This is a genomic window from Bradyrhizobium sp. B117, assembly GCF_038969555.1.
Lineage (GTDB): Bacteria > Pseudomonadota > Alphaproteobacteria > Rhizobiales > Xanthobacteraceae > Bradyrhizobium.
In genome coordinates this window covers 8937574-8961590 of the sequence record NZ_CP152414.1, presented here as the reverse complement: position 1 = coordinate 8961590, position 24017 = coordinate 8937574, and the positions used below count along the sequence as shown (strand labels likewise).

At 64.7% G+C, this 24017-nt stretch carries 27 protein-coding genes; 20 read left to right on the top strand and 7 right to left on the bottom strand.

The window, feature by feature from the left end; genetic code table 11:
- Positions 1-76: 76 nt before the first annotated feature.
- Both AAFG16_RS42630 and AAFG16_RS42625 read left to right on the top strand, forming a co-directional pair.
- A complete protein-coding gene (locus AAFG16_RS42630; RefSeq protein ID WP_342734940.1) occupies positions 77-418 on the top strand; it encodes a cytochrome c in 342 nt (113 codons plus the stop codon).
- A 37-nt stretch (positions 419-455) separates the two neighbouring features.
- Positions 456-1223 carry a transporter substrate-binding domain-containing protein gene (locus AAFG16_RS42625; protein ID WP_283082165.1) on the top strand — a complete coding sequence of 256 codons (768 nt, stop codon included), beginning with the start codon at positions 456-458 and terminating at the stop codon, positions 1221-1223.
- 74 nt (positions 1224-1297) lie between these two features.
- On the opposite strand, the gene AAFG16_RS42620 is transcribed toward AAFG16_RS42625, so the two are convergent.
- Positions 1298-1942, bottom strand: a complete 645-nt coding sequence (locus AAFG16_RS42620; protein WP_283082164.1) for a glutathione binding-like protein — start codon at positions 1940-1942, stop codon at positions 1298-1300.
- Positions 1943-2047: 105 nt separating this feature from the next.
- Between AAFG16_RS42620 and AAFG16_RS42615 the strand changes: the two genes are divergently transcribed.
- Positions 2048-2710, top strand: coding sequence for a TetR/AcrR family transcriptional regulator (locus AAFG16_RS42615; RefSeq protein WP_342734938.1), 663 nt, complete (start codon positions 2048-2050; stop codon positions 2708-2710).
- Between the two features lie 189 nt (positions 2711-2899).
- On the opposite strand, the gene AAFG16_RS42610 is transcribed toward AAFG16_RS42615, so the two are convergent.
- Entirely contained in the window at positions 2900-4867 is a 1968-nt protein-coding gene (locus AAFG16_RS42610) for a methyl-accepting chemotaxis protein (protein WP_342734936.1), read from the bottom strand.
- A 203-nt stretch (positions 4868-5070) separates the two neighbouring features.
- On the bottom strand, positions 5071-6036 hold the full coding sequence (locus tag AAFG16_RS42605) for a glyoxylate/hydroxypyruvate reductase A (RefSeq protein ID WP_342734934.1): 966 nt from the start codon (positions 6034-6036) through the stop codon (positions 5071-5073).
- A gap of 144 nt (positions 6037-6180) precedes the next feature.
- Here AAFG16_RS42605 and AAFG16_RS42600 point away from each other — a divergent pair, with 144 nt between their 5' ends.
- The 4 genes from AAFG16_RS42600 to AAFG16_RS42585 all read left to right on the top strand — a co-directional run bounded on the left by AAFG16_RS42600 (position 6181) and on the right by AAFG16_RS42585 (position 9070).
- The gene (locus AAFG16_RS42600) at positions 6181-6549 is read left to right on the top strand and encodes a YciI family protein (protein WP_342734932.1); all 369 of its coding nucleotides are present in this window, start codon (positions 6181-6183) and stop codon (positions 6547-6549) included.
- Entirely contained in the window at positions 6546-7847 is a 1302-nt protein-coding gene (locus AAFG16_RS42595) for an RNA polymerase sigma factor (protein ID WP_342734930.1), read from the top strand. Before AAFG16_RS42600 ends, AAFG16_RS42595 begins: the two co-directional genes overlap by 4 nt.
- 232 nt (positions 7848-8079) lie before the next feature.
- On the top strand, positions 8080-8616 hold the full coding sequence (locus tag AAFG16_RS42590; RefSeq protein WP_342734928.1) for an SRPBCC family protein: 537 nt from the start codon (positions 8080-8082) through the stop codon (positions 8614-8616).
- Positions 8617-8650: 34 nt separating this feature from the next.
- Positions 8651-9070 carry a VOC family protein gene (locus tag AAFG16_RS42585; RefSeq protein ID WP_342734926.1) on the top strand — a complete coding sequence of 140 codons (420 nt, stop codon included), beginning with the start codon at positions 8651-8653 and terminating at the stop codon, positions 9068-9070.
- Between the two features lie 429 nt (positions 9071-9499).
- Here AAFG16_RS42585 and AAFG16_RS42580 read toward each other — a convergent pair whose 3' ends face one another.
- Positions 9500-9937, bottom strand: a complete 438-nt coding sequence (locus AAFG16_RS42580; protein WP_342734924.1) for a hypothetical protein — start codon at positions 9935-9937, stop codon at positions 9500-9502.
- Between the two features lie 161 nt (positions 9938-10098).
- On the bottom strand, positions 10099-10887 hold the full coding sequence (locus AAFG16_RS42575; RefSeq protein ID WP_342734922.1) for an SDR family oxidoreductase: 789 nt from the start codon (positions 10885-10887) through the stop codon (positions 10099-10101).
- Between the two features lie 241 nt (positions 10888-11128).
- Here AAFG16_RS42575 and AAFG16_RS42570 point away from each other — a divergent pair, with 241 nt between their 5' ends.
- The 7 genes from AAFG16_RS42570 to AAFG16_RS42540 all read left to right on the top strand — a co-directional run bounded on the left by AAFG16_RS42570 (position 11129) and on the right by AAFG16_RS42540 (position 14697).
- On the top strand, positions 11129-11494 hold the full coding sequence (locus AAFG16_RS42570; RefSeq protein WP_342734920.1) for a nuclear transport factor 2 family protein: 366 nt from the start codon (positions 11129-11131) through the stop codon (positions 11492-11494).
- Positions 11495-11720: 226 nt separating this feature from the next.
- On the top strand, positions 11721-12125 hold the full coding sequence (locus AAFG16_RS42565) for a YciI family protein (RefSeq protein ID WP_283082153.1): 405 nt from the start codon (positions 11721-11723) through the stop codon (positions 12123-12125).
- A 57-nt stretch (positions 12126-12182) separates the two neighbouring features.
- On the top strand, positions 12183-12548 hold the full coding sequence (locus tag AAFG16_RS42560; protein WP_342734918.1) for a hypothetical protein: 366 nt from the start codon (positions 12183-12185) through the stop codon (positions 12546-12548).
- Positions 12549-12674: 126 nt separating this feature from the next.
- Complete coding sequence (locus AAFG16_RS42555; RefSeq protein WP_342734917.1) at positions 12675-13427, top strand: TetR/AcrR family transcriptional regulator; 753 nt, start codon at positions 12675-12677, stop codon at positions 13425-13427.
- Between the two features lie 121 nt (positions 13428-13548).
- Positions 13549-14037, top strand: coding sequence for a DUF2852 domain-containing protein (locus AAFG16_RS42550; protein ID WP_283082150.1), 489 nt, complete (start codon positions 13549-13551; stop codon positions 14035-14037).
- 167 nt (positions 14038-14204) lie between these two features.
- Positions 14205-14372 carry a hypothetical protein gene (locus AAFG16_RS42545; RefSeq protein WP_283082149.1) on the top strand — a complete coding sequence of 56 codons (168 nt, stop codon included), beginning with the start codon at positions 14205-14207 and terminating at the stop codon, positions 14370-14372.
- A gap of 91 nt (positions 14373-14463) precedes the next feature.
- Positions 14464-14697, top strand: coding sequence for a hypothetical protein (locus AAFG16_RS42540; RefSeq protein WP_342734914.1), 234 nt, complete (start codon positions 14464-14466; stop codon positions 14695-14697).
- 134 nt (positions 14698-14831) lie between these two features.
- On the opposite strand, the gene AAFG16_RS42535 is transcribed toward AAFG16_RS42540, so the two are convergent.
- On the bottom strand, positions 14832-15995 hold the full coding sequence (locus tag AAFG16_RS42535) for a fatty acid desaturase (protein WP_342734912.1): 1164 nt from the start codon (positions 15993-15995) through the stop codon (positions 14832-14834).
- A gap of 305 nt (positions 15996-16300) precedes the next feature.
- Here AAFG16_RS42535 and AAFG16_RS42530 point away from each other — a divergent pair, with 305 nt between their 5' ends.
- On the top strand, positions 16301-17068 hold the full coding sequence (locus AAFG16_RS42530) for a serine acetyltransferase (protein WP_342734910.1): 768 nt from the start codon (positions 16301-16303) through the stop codon (positions 17066-17068).
- A gap of 24 nt (positions 17069-17092) precedes the next feature.
- Positions 17093-17803: an SDR family NAD(P)-dependent oxidoreductase gene (locus tag AAFG16_RS42525; protein WP_342734909.1), complete on the top strand. Its 711-nt coding sequence runs from the start codon at positions 17093-17095 to the stop codon at positions 17801-17803.
- Positions 17804-17935: 132 nt separating this feature from the next.
- On the opposite strand, the gene ggt is transcribed toward AAFG16_RS42525, so the two are convergent.
- Positions 17936-19672, bottom strand: coding sequence for a gamma-glutamyltransferase (ggt, locus tag AAFG16_RS42520; RefSeq protein WP_342734907.1), 1737 nt, complete (start codon positions 19670-19672; stop codon positions 17936-17938).
- A gap of 649 nt (positions 19673-20321) precedes the next feature.
- On the opposite strand from ggt, the gene tolQ reads away from it, so the two are divergent.
- The 4 genes from tolQ (at position 20322) to tolB (ending at position 23988) form a co-directional block, all read left to right on the top strand.
- A complete protein-coding gene (gene tolQ, locus AAFG16_RS42515; protein WP_283087093.1) occupies positions 20322-21038 on the top strand; it encodes a protein TolQ in 717 nt (238 codons plus the stop codon).
- 145 nt (positions 21039-21183) lie between these two features.
- Positions 21184-21636 carry a protein TolR gene (tolR, locus tag AAFG16_RS42510; protein ID WP_235543495.1) on the top strand — a complete coding sequence of 151 codons (453 nt, stop codon included), beginning with the start codon at positions 21184-21186 and terminating at the stop codon, positions 21634-21636.
- A 4-nt stretch (positions 21637-21640) separates the two neighbouring features.
- Positions 21641-22600 (top strand): protein TolA, encoded by a 960-nt coding sequence (locus AAFG16_RS42505; protein ID WP_342734905.1) that lies wholly within the window; start codon positions 21641-21643, stop codon positions 22598-22600.
- 41 nt (positions 22601-22641) lie between these two features.
- Positions 22642-23988 carry a Tol-Pal system beta propeller repeat protein TolB gene (gene tolB, locus AAFG16_RS42500; protein ID WP_342734904.1) on the top strand — a complete coding sequence of 449 codons (1347 nt, stop codon included), beginning with the start codon at positions 22642-22644 and terminating at the stop codon, positions 23986-23988.
- Positions 23989-24017: the final 29 nt, after the last annotated feature.

Sequence of the window (24017 nt, the reverse complement as noted above, 5' to 3'; positions counted from 1 at the left end):
ATCTGCCGAGGAGCGGGTGCGAACCCGCTCCTCGGTCGATTGCAGCGGCCGCGCGTGACCTGGGAATGGAGCGGACGTGTTGAAACTGCATTTGAAGTCGTATCCGGCGGCGCTGGGTGTTTCGTTGCTGTGCGTCGTGCTGGCTCAAGCACAAGCTGCTGCGCCTGCGCCGGACAACGGGTCGCTGGATGTCGAGCAGTTGTTCGCGGGGACCTGCGGCTTTTGCCACTCCGACGGCGGCCGGGCTGCCGGCAGGGGACCGCAACTGATGAATTCGCCACGCGACGACGAGTTTCTGCACAACCGCATCAAGACCGGCAAGCAAGGTGCGATGCCGGCATTCGGCGAGAGCTTCAATGACGCGCAGATCGACCAGATCATCAAATACATCCGCGCCTTGAAGCCGCGCGCGGGTTGACCCGCCGAGACCTGATCCCTGCAGATGAGGACGCGGAATGAAGGCAATTGTCCTGGCTATCGTCGCTGCCGCCATCGTTCTGTCGGAGCCGACGCAGGCGCGAACCCTGGACGCGATCCGCGCGAGTGGCGCGCTCGGACTATGCGCGCATCCCAACTCGCTTCCCTTCGCGAGCAAGGCCGGTGATCCGCCCGGCTTCCAGGTCGAGCTGGGACGGGCGCTGGCGCGCGAACTCGGTGTCTCGCTGCGGCTCGACTGGATCATCACGCAGTATCAGATGCGCAGCGCCGGCTGTGACATTCTGCTGGATGTCATCGCCGACCGCGAAGCCCAGGGCGAAACCCGCTTGAGAATCTCGAAACCGTACTATCGCACGGGTGTCGCGCTCGCGGTGCCGTCATCCAGCGCGCTGACATCGTTCAAGAGCCTCGGCGGGCATACCAAGGTGGGGGTGCAGGTCGGCTCTGTCGCCGCCATGATCATCGGTCAACGGCGCGTGCCGACGTCGACCTTCGGCTTCGAGACCGACAGCCTCGACGCCGTATCAAATCATGAGATCGATGCGGCTGCGGTGACGCCCACTGCGGCCAGCTATTTCAATCTGACCCATCCGGACAAGGCACTCCGGATCCTGGATCGCGACGAGGGCGTGGCCGACCTCAACTGGAATGTCGCCGTCGGCATGGTTCGCCCGGATGATGCGTTACGCGAGTCGATCGACGGAGCGCTGGATCGGCTGCGCAACGATGGCACGATCGATCGGATCTACGCTCGCTACGGGATCGCGCTGCAGGCGCCGAGATAGCTGAATCGCTGAAAGAACGACGCCGTCACGGTTTGGCCGGGACGACGTCGCTACGCGTAGATATCGCTTTGGCCTCAAGCCGCCGCCTTCTTCCGCGCCTGCTCAGCCTTGTACAGCTCGAACTCCTCCGCGATCGCTTTGGCCACCGACGGCCGCTGGCGCAGGCGCTCGTAATAGGCCTTCACGTTCGGCCATTTGGCGAGCTCGATCGGCGGCGTCGCCATGGTCCAGTTGATGACCGTGACGAGGTACGCGTCCGCCACGCTGAAATGGTCGAGCAGGAACTCGCGTCCCTCCAGATACTTGTCGAGATAGTCGAGCCGCGACAGGTTCTTCTCCAGCACATAGGCTTTCGCTTCCTGCGGCGCCTTGCGGTCGAGCACGGGGATGAACAGGCCCTTGTGCAGCTCGGTGCCGATGAAGCACAGCCATTGATGCAGCCGCGTGCGCTCGATTCCCTGTGAAGCGCCGAGGCCGGACTGCGGAAAACGGTCCGCGACATATTGCAGGATCGCGGCGTTCTCGGTCAGCACCACGCCTTCGTCGGTGCGCAGGGTCGGCACGAGGCCGATCGGGTTCACGGTGCGGAAGTCGGTGCCGTCGTTCAGCACTTTCTTGGTCGGCGGATCGACTTCGAGATAGTTCGCGTCCGCACCCGCTTCATAGAGCGCGACGCGGGTCGCCATGGAGCAGGCGAGTGGCGAGAAATAAAGATCCATCTTGGGCCTCCTTGGGCAATTCCTCTTGGGTGTCGCTCAACCTGGCCAGATTGATTTTTGTACCATCTTGCATAATATATCGACGGTCAAGGATTATTTTGCGAAATGGTACAAAAATCGAAGCCGCCAGCTGCTGCCAGTGAACCCGAGCGCCGCGGCGAACCTAAGCGCCGGGGACGGCCCCGCACCTACGAGCCCGATGTCGCGCTCGGCAAGGCGCTCGACCTGTTCCGCAAGCAGGGATTTGCCGCGACCTCGCTCGATGATCTCAGCGAAGCCACAGGCATGAACCGGCCGAGCCTCTATGGCGCCTTCGGCGACAAGCGCGAGCTCTACATCAAGAGCTACCAGCGCTATCGCGACGAAGCGGGCGCGGCGATGGTCGAGATATTCCGCCAGGAGATGCCGCTGCGCCAGCGGCTGGAGCGCATCTACGCTTCAGCGCTGGACATCTATCTGTCCGGCGACACCGGCCCGCGCGGCTGCTTCACGGTGGTGACCGCGGCGTCCGAGGCCGTGAGCGATCCCGAGATTCGCGCCATGGTGCTCGACGGTCTTACAGGGCTCGACAAGGCTTTTGCGAGTTGCTTCCGCCGCGCCAGGGAGAAGGGCGAGTTGCCGGAGAGCGCCGATCCGGTCGCGCTGGCGCAGATCGCCTCCGCCACTGTCCACACCATCGCCATCCGCTCGCGCGCCCGCGTCTCGCGCAAGGAGCTCGAGGCGATCGTGAAGGGCGCGATCGACGTGATGGTGGGAGCCAAGCCGTAAGCTGTCGTCCCGGGGCGCGCGTAGCGCGAGCCCGGGACCCCAGCGCGAGCGCTTGCGCGCGTCGCGGTAACCACAGGGAGGAGTTTGACGAAGACTCGGAGTTACCGGCTCGCCTAACAACTTCTCCCTGTGATTATGGGTCCCCGCCTTCGCGGGGACGACACCTGTACTGGGGACAGATCGTGGCTACTACGCCGCCCGAATCTGCGCTAGGAACCGATCCACCTCGTCCCGCAGCCGCTGCGACTGCTTCGACAGCTCGATGGCCGAGCCCAGCACTTCCTCAGCGGCGGTGCCGGTCGCCGCGATGCCGTCCGTGACGCCTGCGATGTTCTGCGAGACCTCGCCGGTGCGGGCGGCGGCCTGCTGGACGTTCTGCGCGATCTCCTGCGTCGCCGTGCCCTGCTGGCCGACGGCGGCGGCAATCGCCGCCGAGATCTCATCAACCTGCTGGATCGTTGCGCAGATCGACTGGATGCCGTCCACCGCGCCTGATGTCTCACCCTGCACGGCCGTGACCTGCGCGCCGATCTCTTCCGTCGCCTTCGCGGTCTGGGTTGCCAGTGCCTTCACTTCGGAAGCGACCACGGCAAAGCCGCGGCCGGCTTCGCCGGCGCGCGCTGCCTCGATCGTCGCGTTCAGCGCCAGCAGATTGGTCTGGCCCGCGATGCCGTTGATGAAGGAAACGACGTCGCCGATCTTTTGCGCGGCATCGGCAAGGCTCTGCACCCGCGCATTCGACGCCCGTCCGTCGCTGGCGGCCTTACCCACCACCTCGGTCGCGTGCGCAAGGCGGCGGCTGATCTCGGTCATCGACGAGGACAGCTCTTCCGCGGCGGCAGCCACCGTCTGCACGTTCTCCGAGGCCAGCGCCGAGGCTGACGACACGTTGCGGGTCTGCTGCCGCGACTGCTCGACGATGGCTGACATCGAGCGCGCGGTGTGCTCCATCTCGACTGCGGCCGAAGACACGGTGGTGACGACGTCGCGGATCGATGCCTCGAAATTGTCGGCGAGCGCGGCGAAGGCGCGCCGCTTCTCCGCTTCCGACTGCGCCTTGGCCTCGAGCTGATCGGCCTGGAGCTTGTTGAAGCTGACGGCATTGTCGCGGAACACCGCGACCGCCTTCACCATGGCGCCGACCTCGTCGTTCGCCTTGTTGACGGGAACTTCGACATCGAGCCGTCCGTCCGCGAGTTCGCGCATCACGCTCGTGATCGAGAGGATGGGGCGCGAGATGCTGCGGGCGATGAGGTAGCCGACGATCGCAGCCAGCGCCAGCCCGAGCGTGGCGATACCGAGCGACAGCCACCAGGCGCGATCGGCGGACGCGACATAATCGGCATTGTCCATCACCAGCTCGACCGCGCCGAGCGGCTTGCCGGAAAAGTCCTTGATCGGTCCGAGCAGCGCGGCGACTGGCGTCGTGTCCAGTTTCCCTTGCCGCACCGTAAAATCGCCGCCGGCAGCGCGGGCGTAATCCGCCGCATCGAAGAAGCTCTTGCCGTTCAGCGTGCCGCCGAACAGCTTGAAGCCGGCACCGTCGGCGAGATGGAAGGCGACGTCGACATGGCGGTTGGTCTTGAAGTCGTCGAGGAAGGACTGACCGAAGGTCAGGCCGAACTCCACCGAGCCGAGATGATTGGTCCCTTGCGCGATCGGCACCACGCCGCGGATGCCGAGGCCGGCGACACCGCCCTCGAGGCCGACCACGACCTTGCGCTCCTGGTTGGCAATCAGAACCGTCTTGCGGAAGCCGGAGAGGTCGTCACCGAATTTGGCCGGCTGATGCACGCGCAGGAACGATGTGGCTGGTGCCACATGGAACTGGAACTGCTCGACGCCGTAGTCCGATTTGGTCGCGGCAAACACCGGCCCGAACAGGCCGACGAGGGCGTTGCGGTCCTGCTTCGCCATCGCATCCTGCGTCGCCGGCATCGCGGCCACCACCGTGCTCATGGCGGCAGCGCGGCGGGATTCCTCGGCGATGCGTGACAGCAGCGCATCATAATGGCTGCGCAGCTCGCGCTGGTCGGCGCGGTCGATGATCCCCGAGATGATCCACATCGCGCCCAGCACGGCAAACAGCGCGGTCGCCGCCGCCGTCACCGCCAGCGCAACCGTGATCCGCATCCTGAGGCCGAGGCTCGCCCGCATGTCCGACTCGTTGTTTGAGCGTTGGTTAACAACGCCTATCAACTTCTCGCTAAGAGAGGGTGAACGGGACGGGGGCGCGGGGTGGTTGTGGGGCGCGGTGGCAGCAATTATGCGCGGGGCTACCGGCCTAACCAACGGTGTCGTCCCGCGAATGGGGGACGACACTGAATATGAGGCGCCAGCGTTCGCGAAATCCCGAGGGCCTAATACCCCCGCGCCCGATCCACCACGTTCTCCAGCACCCCGCCCGCCTCGAACCGCGCGATCTGCTCGGCGACATAGGCCGAGATCGCATCCGCATCCGTGTCGGCCGCGTTGTGCGGCGTCAGCACCACCTTCGGGTGGGTCCAGAACCGGCTGTCTTTCGGTTGCGGCTCCTGCACGAACACGTCGAGCGAGGCGGCGCCGAGCGTGCCGTCGTCGAGGCAGGCCAGGATGTCGGCTTCGTTCTGCAGGCCGCCGCGGCCGGCATTGATCAGCACGGGCGCGCCGAGCGGGCTCTTGCGGTTGAGCTTGGCGAACACATCGCGGTTGAGGATGCCGTTTGTGTCAGGCGTCAGCGGCAGCAGTGACACCAGGATGTCGGTCTTGCGTAGGAACGCGTCCATGCCGGCCGTGCCATGGAAGCACTCGACGCCCGCGATCGTGCGCGGGCTGCGGCTCCAGCCGGCGACGCGGAAGCCGAGCCGGCGCAGCACGTCGGCCGCGTCAGCGCCGAGCGTGCCCAATCCCATGACGCCGACCGTCACCGCGCTCGCCGGCCATTGATATTGCGGCTCCCAGCGCTTCGCGCGTTGCGACTCGCGCAAATAAAGCTCCTGGCGGTGGTGCATCAGCACGTGCAGCACGACATATTCGGTCATGCGGTTGGTGAGATCAGGCACCGCGACGCGGACCAGCGGCACGTTTGGCAGGCTCTTGTCCGCCATCAGCGCGTCGACGCCGGCGCCGAGATTGAAGATCGCCCGCAGATTGGGGAAGGAGCCGAGGTCGCCCGGCACCGGCTTCCACACCGCGGCATAGTGCACCTCGGCCGGATCGAGGGACGCATCCGGCAGCAGCACCACGCGGCGGCCGCCGCAGACCGCATCGAACCGGGCCTTCCAGCGCTCCGGCAGCCAGTTCTGCTGCGTGCTGTTGATCAGGACGGCCAGTGTGCCCATGCTCATTTCGAAGTGCCTCGTCGGTTCCGCGTTCAAAAACCCTCCTTGGCACGATCTGCCGGATTTTTCTCGCAAATTTTTTCCGCAGCACTGTCGGGGCGGGGCATAGTGGATCGTCTTCAAAACAAGCGTTCAGGGAAAGTGCTGCCCATGCTTTATGCGATCCTTTGCTATCACGACGAGGACTTCGTCGGCTCCTGGAGCAGGGAGCAGGACGAGGCCGTGATGAAGAAGCTCGCCGTGGTGCAGGAGGGCCTTTCGAAGCAGGGCCGGCTCGGCCCGGTGGCGCGGCTGCTGCCGACCACGGCGGCGGCGACCTTGCGCAAGGAGGACCCGCCGCTGGTGCTCGACGGTCCCTATGCCGAGACCAAGGAGCAGCTGCTCGGCTTCTACATCGTCGACTGCAAGAATCTCGACGACGCGCTCGACGTTGCGCGCGATCTTGGCGCTGCCAATCCCGGCGGCGCCTATGAGGTGCGTCCCGTCGGCGTGTTCCGGCCCGGAGGAATTTCGGCGTGAGCGATACCGACACCGCCTGGATCGAGACTGCGCTGACCTCGGCGCGACCCCAGGCGGTGGGCGCGCTGCTTCGCTATTTCCGCGATCTCGACACGGCCGAGGAGGCTTTTCAGAACGCCTGTCTGCGCGCGTTGAAGACCTGGCCGCAGAACGGGCCGCCGCGCGATCCCGCGGCCTGGCTGATCATGGTCGGCCGCAACGTCGCGATCGACGAGGTGCGCCGCGCCCGCAAGCAGCAGCCGCTGCCGGAGGACGACCAGGCCATCTCCGATCTCGACGACGCCGAAGGCGCGCTCGCCGAGCGGCTCGACGGCTCGCATTATCGCGACGACATCTTGCGGCTCATGTTCATCTGCTGCCATCCGCAACTGCCGGCGACGCAGCAGATCGCGCTCGCCTTGCGCATCGTCTCCGGCCTCACGGTGAAGCAGATCGCGCGTGCCTTCCTGGTGTCGGAAGCGGCGATGGAGCAGCGCATCACCCGCGCCAAGGCCAAGGTCGCCGAGGCGGGGACGCCGTTCGAGGCGCCCGGCGCGGTCGAGCGCTCGGAGCGGCTCGCTGGCGTCGCCGCGATGATCTATCTGATCTTCAACGAGGGCTATTCGGCGAGCGGCGATACCGCCGAGATCAGGAAGCCGCTCTGCGAGGAGGCGATCCGGCTGGCGCGGCTGCTGCTGCGGCTGTTCCAAAGCGAGCCGGAGATCATGGGCCTGACGTCGCTGATCCTGTTGCAGCATGCCCGCAGCGCCGCGCGTTTTGCCGCCGATGGTTCGCTGATCTTGCTCGACGACCAGGACCGCTCGCTGTGGAATGGCAGCATGATCGCGGAGGGCCTCGCGCTGATCGACAAGGCGATGCGCCATCGCCGCACCGGGCCCTATCAGATCCAGGCCGCGATCGCCGCGCTGCATGCGCGCGCGGCAACGCCGGAGGAAACCGACTGGACCCAGATCGACCTGCTCTATGGCGCGCTGGAGGTAGTGCAGCCCTCGCCCGTGGTGACGCTCAACCGCGCGGTCGCGGTGTCCAAGGTGCGCGGGCCGCAAGCCGCGCTCGATCTGATCGAGCCGCTGGCGCCGAAGCTCGCCAACTACTTCCATTTCTATGGTGTGCGCGGTGCCTTCCTGATGCAGCTCGGCCGCAACGACGAAGCCCGCATCGCCTTCGACCGCGCCATCGCGCTCGCCAACACCTCCGCGGAAGCCGCCCACATCCGCATGCATCTCGACCGCCTGATCCGCGACAGCCAGCCGAAGGGCGGCAATGGCGGCGCCAGGCAAAGCGCGAAGGCGAAATAGGCTCGTCTGCTTCCTCATCGTCATGCCCGGGCTCGTCCCGGGCATCCACGTTCTTTCCGTCCGAGCCAAGAACGTGGATGGCCGGGACGTAGGCGAGCGGAAGCAACGCCGTCCTTCGGACGGCTATGCCCGGCCATGACGTGGGGTGGGGACTGCGCCCCAAAAATCCATTTCCGAATTGTCGGCCCCCGCCGTTCCCCTTCGTCTTAATCCCATATCAAGGGAGCCATTCATGCTGAAAGCTGTTGCCATTGTCGCCGTCGTGGTCGCCGTCGGAATTGCGGCCGTCCTCGTCTTCGCCCTGACAAAACCCGACACGTTCCGTGTCGAGCGCTCGATCGCCGTGAAAGCGCCGGCCGCTGCGGTCTATCCGCTGGTTTCCGATTTCCGCTTCTGGACCGGCTGGTCACCTTACGAGAACCGCGATCCCGCCATGAAGCGCACCTACGGCGGAACCGCGGCAGGAAAGGGTGCGACCTATGCCTGGGACGGCAACAACAATGTCGGCGCCGGCCACATGGAGATCCTCGAGGCGAATACGCCGTCAAAGCTCCGTATCAAGCTCGATTTCGAGCGCCCGTTCGAAGGTCATAACACCGCCGAGTTCACCTTTGTGCCGCAAGGCGATGCCACACTGGTCACATGGGCGATGTACGGTCCGGCCCCCTTCATGTCGAAGCTCATGCAGGTCTTCATCAACATGGACAACATGATCGGCAAGGACTTCGAGGCCGGTCTCGCCAGCCTGAAGAAGCTCACCGAGAAGTAACGCCCTCAAGCAAGCGAAGAAGAGGAGAGAAACGATGCTCAGCGCCTATCTGTTCTACCAGGACACCTGCGAAGCGGCGTTCAACTATTACGCCAAGATTCTCGGCGGCAACATCGACGCCATGATGCGCCTCTCGGAAGCGCCGCCGTCGGATATGCCTCCCGGCCCGCCCGGCCGCGAGAAGACGATCATGCACGCGCGGATGACGCTACCTGGCGGCGCCGTGCTGATGGGCTCCGACACGCCGCCCGAGCATTTTCACAAGCCGCAGGGCTTTTCGATCTCGCTCACGGTGATGGATCCCGCGGAGGGCGAGCGCAAGTTCAAAGCCCTTGCCGATGGTGGCACCGTCACCATGCCCTTCAGCAAGACCTTCTGGGCCAAGGGTTTTGGCATGTGCGTCGACAAGTTCGGCATTCCCTGGATGGTGAACTGTCCCGCCGAAGGCATGTAGGCCCGCTCGGCCGCTTGATGCAGTCAACGAAAACTGCGGTTCGCGTCATATGGCGCGGACCGCAGCGCACAACAATTGGCGCAAGATTGAGCTGTCATCTCCGTGACAAAATCGTTAATTCTGGTTCACAAGACCGACAAACCGGGATGAACGGACTTGGAAGGGGGAGCGACCGATGGCAGCGGCGCTACAGATTAATTTTGCCCTTTGGGGGATGCTCATCTGCGCAAGCTTGAAGCTGGCGCCGTTGATCCAGACTCTCTTTTAGAGCATGATCCGGAAAAGTGCGCAGCGCTTTTCCGAAAAGATCATGCTCAAACAATAACCTAAAGCGCGGTGACGATTCATCCTGATCTCATCGCGCTTTAGAGGAACCGCCGGTGCCCGCCGCGCTCTGTGCGGGCAGGGGCAGCCGGCCGCGAACACACCTCATCGGCAGCGCGGATAGATCGCGGCGAGATCGCGCCCTTTGAGCAAGAGCAGCCGCGAGGTGAGGCCGCCGCGGCGGCTGATCCAGTCGCGCACCGGGCCGGGATAGGCGGCGAGCACCGCCTCGGATGCTTCCGGCTCGGCATAGAAGCGCCCGCGCCGATCAACCGACCGCGCGGCATGGAAGCCGAGCACCGCCCGCTTTGTTACACAGATGCGCTCGCCCGGCACGATGCTCAGCACCAGCGTGCAGGCTGACAGGCACGGACCATCGATCACCACGCGCTCGCCGCTCTCACGCACCTGCTCGAACAGATCGAGGAACGGCCCGACCTGCCCGCCCTGCGACTGGATGATGCGGATTTCGGCCGCGGCGGGCGCGGCGGCGAGCAGCGCAGATGCGAGCATCAAGGCATTGAGGAAGGTGATGCGTTGCATGAACTCTCCACCAACTCGGTTTTCGTAGGGTGGGCAAAGCCACCGGGTCGCGCGGATGCGCGCCCGATGACGGGCTTAGCGTGCCCACCAATCGCGCCGCAAATTGGGAGAATTGGTGGGCACGGCGCGTTGCGCCTTTGCCCACCCTACTAATCCCGTGCCTACCCGTTCTGCCGCTGCCCGCGCAGCGTCGGCAGGCCGATGCCGGCAGCATCGAAGCCGCCATCAACGGCCAAAATTTGGCCGGTGATGTAGCTCGATCGTTCCGAGCAGAAGAAGTAGATCGCCTCCGCGAGTTCCTCTTCCAGGCCGTAGCGGTTGAGCGGAATGGCGTCGTGATAGTCGGCGCGGATTTCCCTGGTGTGCACCTGCTTCGCCATCGCGGTGTCGACCGGCCCCGGCGCCACCGCATTGACGCGAATGTTGAGCGAGGCGAGCTCGACCGCGAGCTGCTTTGTCAGGTGCGCAAGGCCGGCCTTGCTGGTGCCGTAGGCCGAGCGCAGCGTCGAGGCGCGCACCGCCGAGATCGAGGTGATGTTGACGATGGCGCCGCCGCCCAGCTCGCGCATCAAGGGCACCGCCGCCTTGGTGCACAGGAACGGGCCGGTGAGGTTGACCGCCATGATCCTGGTCCAGTCCGCGTCGCTGGTCTCCAGTACCGGCGCGAACACGGCGAGGCCGGCATTGTTGACGAGCGCATCGAGCCGGCCGAACCGGCTCATGATTGCGGCCATTGCAGCTCCGACGGCCGACCCGTCGGACACGTCGCAGCTGATCGCCAGCGTGTCATCGGGCTTTTCCAGCGCCGCGGCCGCGCGCGCCTGCAACTCGCCCTCGATGTCGAGCAGCGCCACGCGCCAGCCCTCGGCCAGGAACTTCTTCGCCGTCGCAAGCCCGATGCCGCGCGCGGCTCCAGTGACGAGGGCGACTTTTTGCGGGGCAGGGGGCATGGGGGGATCTGTCCTGTGTACAAAGGGAACGCGCGTGAGTGCGGGCTCCTTTTACTGCGCTTTGGTCTGGAGGAGAAAGACCATGTCTTCCGGATTCATATGCACGGCGAAGTCCATAGGTCGGGCCGTCATCCTACGGGCGCGCATACGCATCATTTCTTGCGACAGCGATGGGCGATGTCGGTGTGAGCGGGGGTGAATCGTCTTCCATCAGCAGAGACATCCACCGCGGAGACGATCGATGCCCGATGACAATGAACGCGTGATTCGGAACCTGTTTGACGCCTATCTCGCCAACGACCGGCAACGGGTCAGCGATGCGCTCGCCGACGATTTCCGTTTCACCAGCCCGTTCGACGACGATCTCGACAAGGCGTCCTATTTCGAACGCTGCTGGAAGGATACCGGCTGGATCGCGCGCCATGAGATCGAGCGCATCTTCGTCCGCGGCGACGAGGCCTTCGTCACCTATCACTGCCTGGCCAGAGATGGCAGGAGCTTTCGCAACACCGAGTTCTTCACCTTGGCCGGAGGCAAGGTCCGCCGGATTGACGTCTATTTCGGCGCTGCCCGGCAGGACGGCCGTTTCCTTCCGCAGCCGCGTTAAAGCATGATCCGGAAAAGTGCATAGCGGTTTTCCGAAAAGATCATGCGCAAACAACAAGCTAACGCGCGATGACGATTCATCCTGATCTCACCGCGCTTCAGGGCCGCGTAATAACCTGCCGAATAATTTTCGCCGCCTTGTCGGTTCCGTAGGATCCCGCTCGTCTTGGAGGTGAGGCCGGGCGGCTCAGCGCCCCTCTCTCCGACAGCGAAAGCAAGGAACCCTCATGCGATTCATGATGCTGATGATCCCGCTCGGCTACGAGACCGCGCCGCCGGACGTGCAACTCGATCCCGAACGCGTCGCCGCGATGATGCGCTACAACGAGGCGCTGAAGGATGCCGGCGTGCTGATCACGCTCGACGGCCTGCACCCGCCGTCGATGGGTGCGCGCGTCTCGTTTGCGACCGGCGAGCCCGTCGTGACCGACGGCCCGTTCGCAGAGGCCAAGGAAGTCCTGGGCGGCTACTGGATGATCGAGGTTGCCTCGCGCGCCGAGGCGATCGCCTGGGCCAAGAAGTGCCCGGCCTCGGCCAACGAGGTCATTGAGATCCGGCAGGTGCAGGAGATGAGCGACTTTCCGCCTGACGTGCAGGCGGCCGCCGCCGGCTTTGGCGACCTCAAGAAGTAGCCACCATGCCGCCGTGAATTCACGGCGGCCGTCAATCGATCAACAAGGAGAGAACCGATGAGCACCGAACACAAATTCCTCGCCGTCTATCTTGGCAGCGCGAGCGGCGAAAAAATGAAAGCCTGGCACGCGATGCCCGAAGCCGAACGGAAGGCAAAAGAGCGCGAGGGCATGGCCGCCTGGCATGGCTGGGTCGAGAAGCACAAGGACGTCATCGTCGAGATGGGCGGCCCGCTCGGCAAGACCCGCCGAATCGACGCAAGCGGCATCAGCGAGATCAGCAACGCGCTGACCGGCTTCACGGTGGTGCGGGCCGCCTCGCAGGAGGAGGCCGCAAAACTGTTCGCGAACCATCCGCATTTTGCAATCTTCCCGGGCGAGGCTGTCGAGGTCATGCCCGTGCTGGCGATTCCGCAGATGTAGCCTCCAGTCACCGTCATTCCGGGTTCGATGCTTCGCATCGCCCCGGAATGACAGTGAAAATACGGGTTAATCAAACCCGGTCTGTGCTAGTGACCTTCACGCGCGGCTCATGTAAAAGTCGTTCACATGAGCTGGCGCAAGGAGCAGCGCCGCGCCGAGCGCGGCTATCACCACGGTAATCTGAAGGAAGCCCTGTTGCAGGCCGCCCTCGGGCTGATCGCCGAGAAGGGCGCGGCCGGCTTCACCTTCGCCGATGCCGCACGCATGGCCGGCGTCAGCGCGGCGGCGCCGTACCGGCATTTTCGCGACCGCGACGAGCTGTTGTCCTCGATCGCCCAGCGCGGCTTTGAACAGTTTGAATCGCGTCTGACCGCAGCCTGGGACGACGGGCGCCCCGACACCGTCACCGCGTTCGAGCGTGTGGGCCGGGCCTACCTCGCCTTCGCCCGCGAAGAGCCCGCGTTCTACAACGCGATGTTCGAATCCGGCCTGCCGGTCGATGCCAATCCGGCGCTACAGGCCGCAAGCGAGCGCGCTTTTAACGTCATTCGCGCTGCCGCCGAGCGTCTCGCGGCGCTCGCGCCTCCAGGCACGCCGCGTCCGCCGGCGATGATGATGGCGCTGCACATCTGGTCGATGGCGCACGGCGTCGCCTCGCTGTTCTCCCGCGGCGATGCCGCGCGGCGCAAGCTGCCGATGTCGCCGGACGAGCTGCTCGAGGCAGAGGTGCTGATCTATCTGCGCGGCCTCGGCTTCCCGACCGACCGCCGCCCGGCGGCGAAGAGCGCCGAGCCGCCGCCGGTCCCGCCGGAGGCTTCCTCCGGTTCTGGGGTGCCGCCGGGCGGCACTCCAGGTGGTCCTTGGGGCAAGCCGAAATAAAGTTGCGCAAATAATTCCGCGGGCGTGTCGGGTGGCCAGCTTGACAAAATCGCGGGATGGTCTAGCTATGTAAATGTTATTTACATTCACAACGGCGCTGGTGCCGTGATGGAGAAGGGAAATGGCCTACACCGCTGATGTCAATCGCTGGCGCGGCCCCTCGGACCAACAGCAGTACGAGCGGCCCCACATGCTCGATACGCCCTGGCATCCTGGCTGGATTGCCGTGACCATTCTCGGCTTCATCATCTGGTGGCCGATCGGACTTGCCCTTCTCTTTTTCACACTCGGGAGCAGAAGAATGTCGTGCTGGAGCCACCAGGATCGCTGGCAGAACAAGATGGAGCGGATGCAGTACAAGATGGATCGCATGCGTGACCGCATGGAGCGCCGCGGCTTCGGCTTTGGCTTTGGTCCGCCGTCCTCCGGCAACCGCGCCTTCGACGAATACCGCACTGAAACGCTGCGCCGGCTCGAGGAGGAGCAGGTCGAGTTCAAGAACTTCCTCGACCGTCTGCGCCACGCCAAGGACAAGGAAGAGTTCGACCAGTTCATGGCCCAGCACAAGACGCGTCCAACCCCGCCGCCGACCGACCAGCAGCAGGGCTGATACCTCTCAAAGCCTTCAGGCGCATGCCCCCAAAGTCCTGATGGCCCCGAGCCGCCCGTCTGCGCAACCCGCAGGCGGGCGGTTTGGTTTTTTACCTCTCCCCGCTTGCGGGGAGAGGGTAGATCGGGTCCCCGAACCGTCCCACGGTTCACCGACACTAAAAGCGCATGGACCTCACCACCCGCCTGCTGCTTGGCATCACCGCTTTCGCGGTGCTCGGCTATATCAGCTTCGTCTATGGCGGCTGCGCGCTCGATCCCGACTGCCATTTCCGGCTCTGCGCCGGCGGGCGCTCGCTCTGTGGCGTCGATCACGCACATGTGCAGGGCCGATAGAACCCGATCCGCGCCCGGCCCGACCAAGCCGTGACAGCGCGCTTCCCGCGCGCCAACAGGGCCGACCGTGACCAGTGTCGAACGCAAAGAGATGAGACGGCGACTCGCGCTTCTCGAGCGCGCTTCTGGGCTGTTCGATCGCTTCGGCGTCTCAGTGCCGCTCGCGATCGCGTTCCTCAACCACTGGCCGACGGAGATCAAGTCTTACCAGGACCTCGTGACCACCGAGGCCTGGAAGATCTTTCTCAGCTGCGCCCTCTACGAGCTTGCGGCGTTCGCGCTGCGGCGCGCCGTCAAGTTTGCGACAGCGGAGCTTGCCCCATGATCCTGCTCCGCGATTTCGTGCTCTTCGTCCTGCGGCGGGCGGCTGGCTTCATGCGCTTAGCCTGCGCAAGCGGGCCCAGCCGGGCCGCGCGTGCGAGGGGACGCGTCCCGGCGGCACAAGCGGCGCCGAAAAGTTCAGCGCACCGTGACGAGCTGCGCGCGAACCGACGTCAAAAACTGTTCGTAGGCGTGGTCCACGATCTCGTTGAGCGATCGCGTCCGCGCGAACATCGCCCTGGCTTCAGTGAGAAATTCCTCGCGCGTCGGAATCTTCGGCAGGTGCAGATGCGTCAGCGCATCGACGCTGTCATGGGCGCGATTGAGGATGTCGTGCAGCGTCGGCAGTTGCAGCTGGGCGAGATCGGCGCGGTGCAGCGCCGACGAAATCGCGTGCGCCAGCGCGTGAGCGTCGAACCGTCCGGCAAGCTGACGGGCCGCCCGATTGATGACCCGTGCGCCGAGCGGCTGCTCGTTGCGCAGCACGAGTTCGGGCGGCGCCTTCATGTTCCAGACCACGCCGAACCAGGACAGCACCTTCAGGACGTAATAGGTCACGTCGACTTCCCACCAGCGGAAGCCTTGCCGTACGCTGCTCTGATAGGCGTGGTGATTGTTGTGCCAGCCCTCACCGAGAGTGAGTAGCGCCAGCAGCCAGTTGTTGCGGGAATCGTCGCCCGTCACGTAGCGCTTGCGTCCATGCACATGGGCGAGGGAGTTGATGCAGAAGGTCGCGTGATAGAGCAGCACCGTGCTCCACAGGAAGCCGACCACCAGACCCGACCACCCTGCAACCAGGAAGCAGAGCGCTGCAAGCACGACGGCGGGCAGGAGCTCCAGCCGGTGCAGCCACATCAGCTCCGGATAGAGCGTGAGATCGCCGACTTTCACGAGGTCGGTGGCGTCGTGCTGCCGGTAAAAGATCCAGCCGACATGACTGTACAGGAAGCCGCGGTGACGCGGTGAGTGCACGTCCATTTCGGTGTCGGAATGCAGATGATGGTGCCGGTGCTTGGCCGCCCACCACAGAACACTCTTCTGCGCGCTGCTTTGCGCAAGACAAGCGAGGATGAACTGAAACACCCGGCCGGTCGCAAAAGCCTTGTGGGAGAAATAGCGGTGGTAGCCGGCCCCGATTGCGAACATGCGCGCGACATAGAGTGAAGCGCAGATCGTGACGGCCTCCCAGGTGACGCCCGACCAGATGGCCGCGAAGCAGCCGAGATGGACCAGCACGAACGGTATGGCGGAGGGGTACATGACGTCGTCGTGATGATCGTCGGCAGGCGTGTTAGGCGACATGTCTTGGCGTTGACCTTGGGTGAGGGGATCAGGATCCCGTGCCGGCTGCTCAGACGGACGCCGGGTACGAAAAACCCGCGGATGGCGGACCACCGCGGGGGCTTGAGATGCTCTGCGTGGACATCCCCGGCCGACACAGCGTCGGCCGAATTGCGAACCGACTATATGGTCGCGGGTGCCTGGCATGCAAGCTCGTAGCCTCACGGGGAGCTGCGGCATGTTGCTCGGGGGCCACGCGTGCGCCGTGGCGCGGGGGCCACCCACGCCCTATATTCGGCACCTGAGCAGGAACACCGGAGGCGACAATGGCGGAAGCCGCGATCATGGCGAGCAACAGCCTCTGGCGGAAGCTTCGCAGCGAGGCGCAGCGCGCGGCCGCCGCCGATCCCGTGTTCGGCAAAGCTGTTGCTGGCGCCATTCTCGCTCATGACGATTTTGCCGCGGCGCTGGCCGATCTGATCGGCCAGCGCCTCGGCGCCAGCGCCGCTGAGCGCGCGCGCTTCACGTCCTTTGCCCGCGACGCCTTTCGCAGCGAACCCGAGCTGATTGAAGCCGCCGGCCGCGACCTCAGGGCCATTGCGCTCCGCGATCCCGCAATCACCGAGTTGCTGCCGCCATTGCTGCACTACAAGGGCTATGTCGCGCTGCAGGCCTGGCGCGTCTCGAACTGGCTGTGGCGTCATGACTATCGCGACGCGGCGCTGCTGTTTCAGAACGAGGCGTCGAACGTCTTGCAAGTCAGCATTCATCCGGCCGCCAGCATCGGATCGTCGGTCTATCTCGACCACGCCACCGGCATCGTGATCGGTGCGAATGTGGTGATCGCCGACGAGGTCACCATTCTTCAGAACGTCAGCATCGGCCGCCGCAGTGAATTGCCGGCGCGCTCGCCGCGCATTGGCCGCGGCGTCTACATCGGCGGCGGCGCGACCATTCTCGGCGACATCAGCGTCGGCGATTTTGCCAGGATCGGCGCCGATGCGGTCGTGACGTCAGACATTCCCGTCGGCTGCACCGCGATCGGCAATCCCGCGCGGCTGACCAACTGCCCCGAGCCCGCCTCGGCGGCGTGATCCCATCAAGCTTCGGAGAGTCCCATGAGGACGGCAATCGTGATCGGCGTCGGCCCGGACCGCGGGCTCGGGGCCCGGCTCTGCAAGCGCTTTGCGGCCGACGGCCTCAAGGTGATCGTCGCGGGCCGCACGCTGTCCGCGCTGCAGGCGGTTGCGGACGATATCACGAAAGCGGGCGGCGCGGCCGTGCCTGTTGTTGCCGATGCGACCAGCGAGCGCGATATCGCCGCTCTGTTCGATGCCGCCGGCGAAGAGCTCGACCTCGCCATCTACAACGCCGGTAACAACACGCCGGGCAAGATCATCGAGATGGACGCCGACTATTTCGAGAAAGCCTGGCGCGTCGTGTGCTTCGGCGGTTTCCTGTTCGGCCGCGAGGCGGTCCGCCGCATGGTGCCGAAGAAATCGGGCACGCTGCTCTTCACCGGCGCCAGCGCCTCGCTGCGCGGCCGCTCCGGCTACGGCGCCTTCAACTCGTCCAAGGCGGGCTTACGCACGCTGGCGCAGGCGATGGCCAAGGAATACGCGGCCGACGGCATCCATGTCGGCCACGTCGTGGTCGACGGCGCCATCGCAGGCGACAAGATCTTTTCGCGCTTTCCTGATGCCGCCAGCCGCGAGGACAGCCTGATCGACATCGAAGGCATCGTCGATGCCTTTGCCTTCCTCTACCGCCAGCCCGAACGCGCCTGGTCGTTCGAGCTCGATGTGCGGACCTCGAAGGAGAAGTGGTGAGGGGCGCGACTGTCCGTCGAGCCGTTCTCCCGTAGGGTGGGCAAAGCGAAGCGTGCCCACCACGTTCGATTAGAGCGCGCCGCTCGATGGTGGGCACGGCGCTTTGCGCCTTTGCCCACCCTACGCGTTCCCTCAATACCCCGCCGCCTGTCCCGAGTTGCGGCGCGGATCATTGGCACCGTAATAGCGATTGTTGCCGACCCGCTCGCCGTTCAGTGACGGCGCGCCGACGATGATGACTGCGAGATGGTTGGCCGGTTGCGGCGGCGCGAACTTGTGGCCCATGCTCTCCAGAATCTTCTGCGTGTCCGGTGACAGCGCATAGGTCTCGACGTTGGTCAGATCGGGCAGCCATTGCTGGTGGATGCGCGGCATGTCGACGGCTTCCTGCGCGTTCATGCCGTAGTCGATCGCGTTGACCATGGTCTGCAACACCGCCGTGATGATGCGGCTGCCGCCGGGCGTGCCCACCACCATGACGGTCTTGCCGTCCTTGGTGACGATGGTCGGGCTCATCGAGGACAGCGGTCGCTTGCCGGGAGCAATGGCATTCGCCTCGCCCTGCACCAGGCCATAAAGGTTCGGCACCCCGACCTTGGCGGTGAAGTCGTCCATTTCATCGTTCAGCAGCACGCCGGTCTTGGCCGCGGTGACCTTGGCACCGAACCAGTCGTTCAGCGTGTATGTCACTGAGACTGCGTTGCCGTCCTTGTCCGCGATTGAATAGTGCGTCGTGTTGCTGCCCTCGTGCGGCGCGACGCCCGGCTTGATGTCCTTGGACACGCCAGCCTTGTTCGGATCGATCACGGCGCGGATATTGGCCGCGTAATTCTTGTCGAGCAGGCGGTCGAGCGGATTCTTCACGAAGTCCGGATCGCCGAGGTAGCTGTTGCGGTCGACGTAAGCGTGCCGCATGGCTTCGATCTGCACGTGCACGGCTGCCGCGGAGTGGTAGCCCAGCTCCTTGAGCGGATAGCCCTCCAGGATGTTCAGGATCTCGCAGATGATGACGCCGCCCGAGCTCGGTGGCGGTGCGGAAATCACGTGATAGCCACGATAGTCGCACTCGACAGGCGCGAGCTCGCGCGTCTTGTAGGTGTCGAGATCGTCCTGCGTGATCAGACCTTTGCCGGCCTGGCTCGACGCCACGATGGCGCCGCCGACCCAGCCTTTATAGAAGCCGTCGGTGCCCTTGCTGCTGATCTCGCGCAAGGTCTTGGCGAGCTCGCCCTGCACCAGCTTCTCGCCCACCTGGAACGGCTGACCGTTGTTGAGGAAGATCGCGGCTGAGGCGGGATCGTCGCGAAAATCCGCGGTGGCGGTGCGCAACAAGTCGATGTCGCCCTGGTCCAGTGCAAAGCCCTGCTCGGCGAGCTGGATTGCCGGGGCGAGCAGGTCGGCGCGCTTCATGGTGCCGTATTTTTCGCGCGCATATTCCATCCCGGAGACGGATCCCGGCACGCCCACGGCCAGATGCCCTTTGGTCGAGATGCCCTTGATGACGTTGCCATCCTTGTCGAGATACATGTTGGCCGTCGCCGCTTTGGGCGCGGTCTCGCGGAAATCGAGGAAGGTCTTGCGGCCGTCGGCGAGATTGATCGTCATGAAGCCGCCGCCGCCGAGATTGCCGGCCGCTGGATAGACCACGGCCAGGGCATAACCGACGGCCACGGCGGCATCGACGGCATTGCCGCCGCGCTTCAGCACATCGACACCCACCTGCGTCGCCAGATGCTGCGCGGAGACCACCATGCCGTTTTCCGCGGCGACCGGCGAAACCGACGCGGCGCGACCCGGGCTGAACGTGACGAGGCTGACCGATACGATCGCGGCGGTCATCCACCGCACATTTGTTTGTGGTTTCGGCATGGGAGTTCCTTAGGGCTGGCCGATGACATCGGCACGTTGTTGTCCGCGAGCGGAGCCTATCAGCTCGTGCCCGCTGAGGGAGTGCGAGGATCTGGTGACGCGCGATGTCAGCCCCGGGCCGCACTGCGCTCCCTCCCCCCTTGCGGGGGAGGGCGGGGGAGAGGGGTGGCCCGGAAAAAGGTGTTCGTTGCGTGCCTCCAATTTCTTCGCGCCTCAGAACGAGTCCCCGTGTGGCACCCCTCTCCCTAACCCTCCCCCGCAAGGGGGGAGGGAACCGATTACGCCCGGGGGCGGCGGCGCGCCCAAGTCAGCCGCCGCGCCCCACACCCCCTCGCCGCGGCAAGACGGCCATCCCCCTGCGCTGCCTACCTTTCCGGCAGCCAAATTCACCCCTGGTAACCCGGCATTAACCATCGGCGGGGTCTGGTATTCACGGACAATCGCGCCCAAAGCCCGAGGTCGAGGCCCATAGTTTTGACATCTTGGCAGGGAATGCAGGCGGCCGGCTTTGGACCAGCCCCTGCACCCCAGACAGACAAGGCTTTGAGCGGGCTTGCCGGCCGCGCCGGTGCTGGCGCGGCAATTGGGAACCGGCAGCCATTTGCTGTCACGGACATCAGGTAACGATCGCCTTGAGAGGATACTGCTTATGAATCCGGCCGACGTGGCTCAGTCAGCCCTTCCGGTTGCCGCTACCGCGGACGTGTCGCTGATCGCGCTGTTCTGGCAGGCTCACTGGATCGTGAAGGGGGTCATGCTGGGACTTCTGTCCTGCTCGGTCTGGGTCTGGGCGATCGCCATCGACAAGATCTTCCTGTTTTCCCGCACCCGCCGCTCGATGGACCGTTTCGAGCAGGCCTTCTGGTCCGGCGAGTCGATCGAGGAGCTCTACCGCACCCTCTCGGCCAAGCCGACGCATTCCATGGCCGCCTGCTTCGTCGCGGCGATGCGCGAATGGAAGCGCTCGTTCGAGAGCCACGCCCGCTCGGTCGCCGGCCTTCAGATGCGCATCGACAAGGTCATGAACGTCTCGATCGCGCGCGAGGTCGAGCGGCTGGAACGCCGGCTCCTGGTGCTCGCCACGGTCGGCTCCGCCGGCCCCTTTGTCGGCCTGTTCGGCACGGTCTGGGGCATCATGTCGAGCTTCCAGTCGATCGCGGCGTCGAAAAATACCTCTCTGGCGGTGGTGGCCCCCGGTATTGCGGAAGCGCTGTTTGCGACCGCAGTCGGCCTTATCGCCGCCATTCCTGCCACTATTTTCTACAATAAGTTCACGTCCGAGGTGAACCGGCAGGCGCAGCGGCTCGAGGGCTTCGCGGATGAATTTTCTGCCATCCTGTCGCGTCAGATCGACGAGCGGGGCTGACGGACGGCATGTATAGAGCGTTTTCGAGCGAAGTGGGTACCGGTTCGCGTAAAGAAAACGCGTCAAAACAAGGATACAGAGCCTCGCTCCGATTCCATCGGAACGGAAAGGTCTTTAGTGTGAAGGGCAATTTGGGCACCAGACCATGGGCATGAACGTCGCGAGTTCGTCCGGAGGCGGCGGCCGTCGCAGCCGGCGCAAGCCGGTCATGGCCGAGATCAACGTCACCCCGATGGTCGACGTGATGCTGGTGCTGCTCATCATCTTCATGGTGTCGGCGCCGCTGCTCACCGTCGGCGTGCCGCTCGATCTGCCGCAGACCCAGGCCAAGAGTCTCGAGCAGAACGACCAGAAGCCGATCCAGATGTCGGTCGACATCAAGGGCAAGGTGTTCATCAACGACCAGGAGATCGCGATCAACGAGCTGGTGCCGAAGCTGAAGGCGATCACGGATGCGCGTGGCGGGCTCGAGGAGCGCATTTATCTCCGCGCCGACAAGAAGGCGGATTACGGCACGGTGGCCAAGGTGATGGGGCTGCTGTCGGGAGCCGGATTCAAGAAGCTGGCGCTCGTCACGGAAGCGGATCAGGGGTCCTAGGCCGGTGAAGGTGAAGGTCGACAAGACACTCGTTGCGTCGATTGCCCTCCATGTCCTCGTGCTGGGATGGGGACTCGTCACCTTTAGCAGCAAGGCCTACATCGCTCCGGAAGAGTCGCTTCCGGTCGACATCATCTCCACCGACCAGCTCGCGCAGATGATGGCGGGGCAGAAGACCGGCAAGAAGGAAGAGCTGAAGCCCAAGGTCGAGAAGATCGCGGAAGCCAAGCCGGAAGACGATGCCGTCGGCAAGGTCACCGAGAAGAAAGAGCTGATCAAGACCAACTCGACGCCCGAGCCGCCGCCGAAGCCCGCCGAGAAGCCGGTCGAGAAGAAGCCCGAGCCGCCGAAGCCCGTCGCCGAGACGAAGCCGAAGGAAGAGCCGAAGCCGCAGGAAAAGAAGCCTGATCCGGCCAAGGAAGATCCGATCGCCGAGCTACAGAAGAAGCTGGAGACGAAGAAGCCGCCGCCCAAGCCCGTGGAGCAGAAGGTCGCCGCGGTCCAGCCGCAGCAGCAGCCGAAGCCCAAGGAGCGCAGCTTCGATCCCGCGCAGATTCAGCGCGACCTCGACAAGCGCGCCGCGACCCGGCATGAGCTCGCCGGCTCCACGCTGAATGCATCGGCGTCGCTGGGAGCGGCAACCGGGACCGCCGCCAACAACGTCGCGACCTGGCGCGGTGCGTTCCAGGGGGCGGTCAAGCGCTGCTTCACACCCACCTATAACGGGCAGGATGCGGATCAGTACGAAGCCGACATCGACATTCCCATGAAGATCGACGGCTCGCTCGCGTCAGAGCCCATCGTCGTCGCGGTGAGGGGGCCGTCGCGCTCGATCGCGCAGGCGGTGGCGGAGAGCGCCAAGCGCGCCATCGTGCAATGCCAGGTCTATTCGTTCATGCCGAAGCAGCAATACGAGAGCTGGAAGCTCATTCCGATGACTTTCGGCCTGAAAGACATGTTGTGACATCCGAACAAAAGAATTTTGCAATGAATGACGCTCGATCGATGAACCGCCGTCGTTTCATGACCCTGACCGGGTCGACGCTCGCGATGCTCGGGGGCGGACACGCCTTCGCGCAGAGTCAGCCGCGGCTTCGCATCGATCCCACCGAATTCCAGCCGATCCCGATCGCGATCTCCAATTTCGTGCCGGGCTCGCCGTCCGACGGCGACGTCGGCAACGGCGTCACGCAGGTCATCACCAACAATCTGAAGCGCTCGGGCCTGTTCGCCCCGATCGACCAGGCTGCCTTCATCGAGCGCATCAGCAACATCGACGTCGCCCCGCAATTCCAGAACTGGAAGACCCTCAACGCGCAGGCCCTCGTCACCGGCCGCATGACGCGACAGCCGGACGGGCGGCTCAAGGCCGAATTCCGCCTCTGGGACGTCATCTCCGGCCAGCAGCTCGCGGGACAGCAATATTTCACCTCGCCGGAATATTGGCGCCGCATCGCCCACATCATCTCCGACCAGATCTACGAGCGCATGACCGGTGAGAAGGGCTATTTCGACAGCCGCGTCGTGTTCGTCGACGAGACCGGGCCGAAGGAGCGCCGCGTCAAGCGGCTTGCCATGATGGACCAGGATGGCGCCAATGTGCGGTACCTCACCCGCGGCTCCGACCTCGTGCTGACGCCGCGCTTCTCGCCGAACTCGCAAGAGATCACCTACATGGAGTTCGGCCAGGGCGATCCGAAGGTCTATCTCTTCAACATCGAGACCGGCCAGCGCGAGATCGTCGGCAACTTCCCCGGCATGACCTTTGCGCCGCGCTTCTCGCCGGACGGCCAGCGCGTGATCATGAGCCTGCAGCAGGGCGGCAATTCCAACCTGTTCGTGATGGATCTGCGCTCGCGTTCGACCACGCGCCTCACCGACACGCCGGCGATCGACACCTCGCCTTCCTATTCGCCTGATGGCACCCGCATCTGCTTCGAGTCCGATCGCGGCGGCAGGTCGCAGATCTATGTGATGGGCGCGGGCGGGGGAGCGGCGCAGCGCATCTCCTTCTCCAAGGACGACACCAACGCCAGCTATTCGACGCCGGTGTGGTCGCCGAAGGGCGACTACATCGCGTTCACCCGGCAAGGCGGCGGGCAGTTCTCGATCGGCGTCATGAAGCCGGATGGCTCGGGCGAGCGGCTGCTCACCTCCGGCTTCCACAATGAAGGGCCGACCTTCTCGCCGAACGGCCGCGTGCTGATGTTCTTCCGCGACCCCGGCGGCAATGCCGGACCGTCGCTGTACTCGGTCGACATCTCCGGCCGCAACGAGCTGAAGGTGCCGACGCCGGGCTTCGCCTCTGATCCGGCATGGTCGCCGCTATTGTCCTCGACCGCGGGCCAATAAGCGCGCACGCGGCTAAAACATCGCGCGTT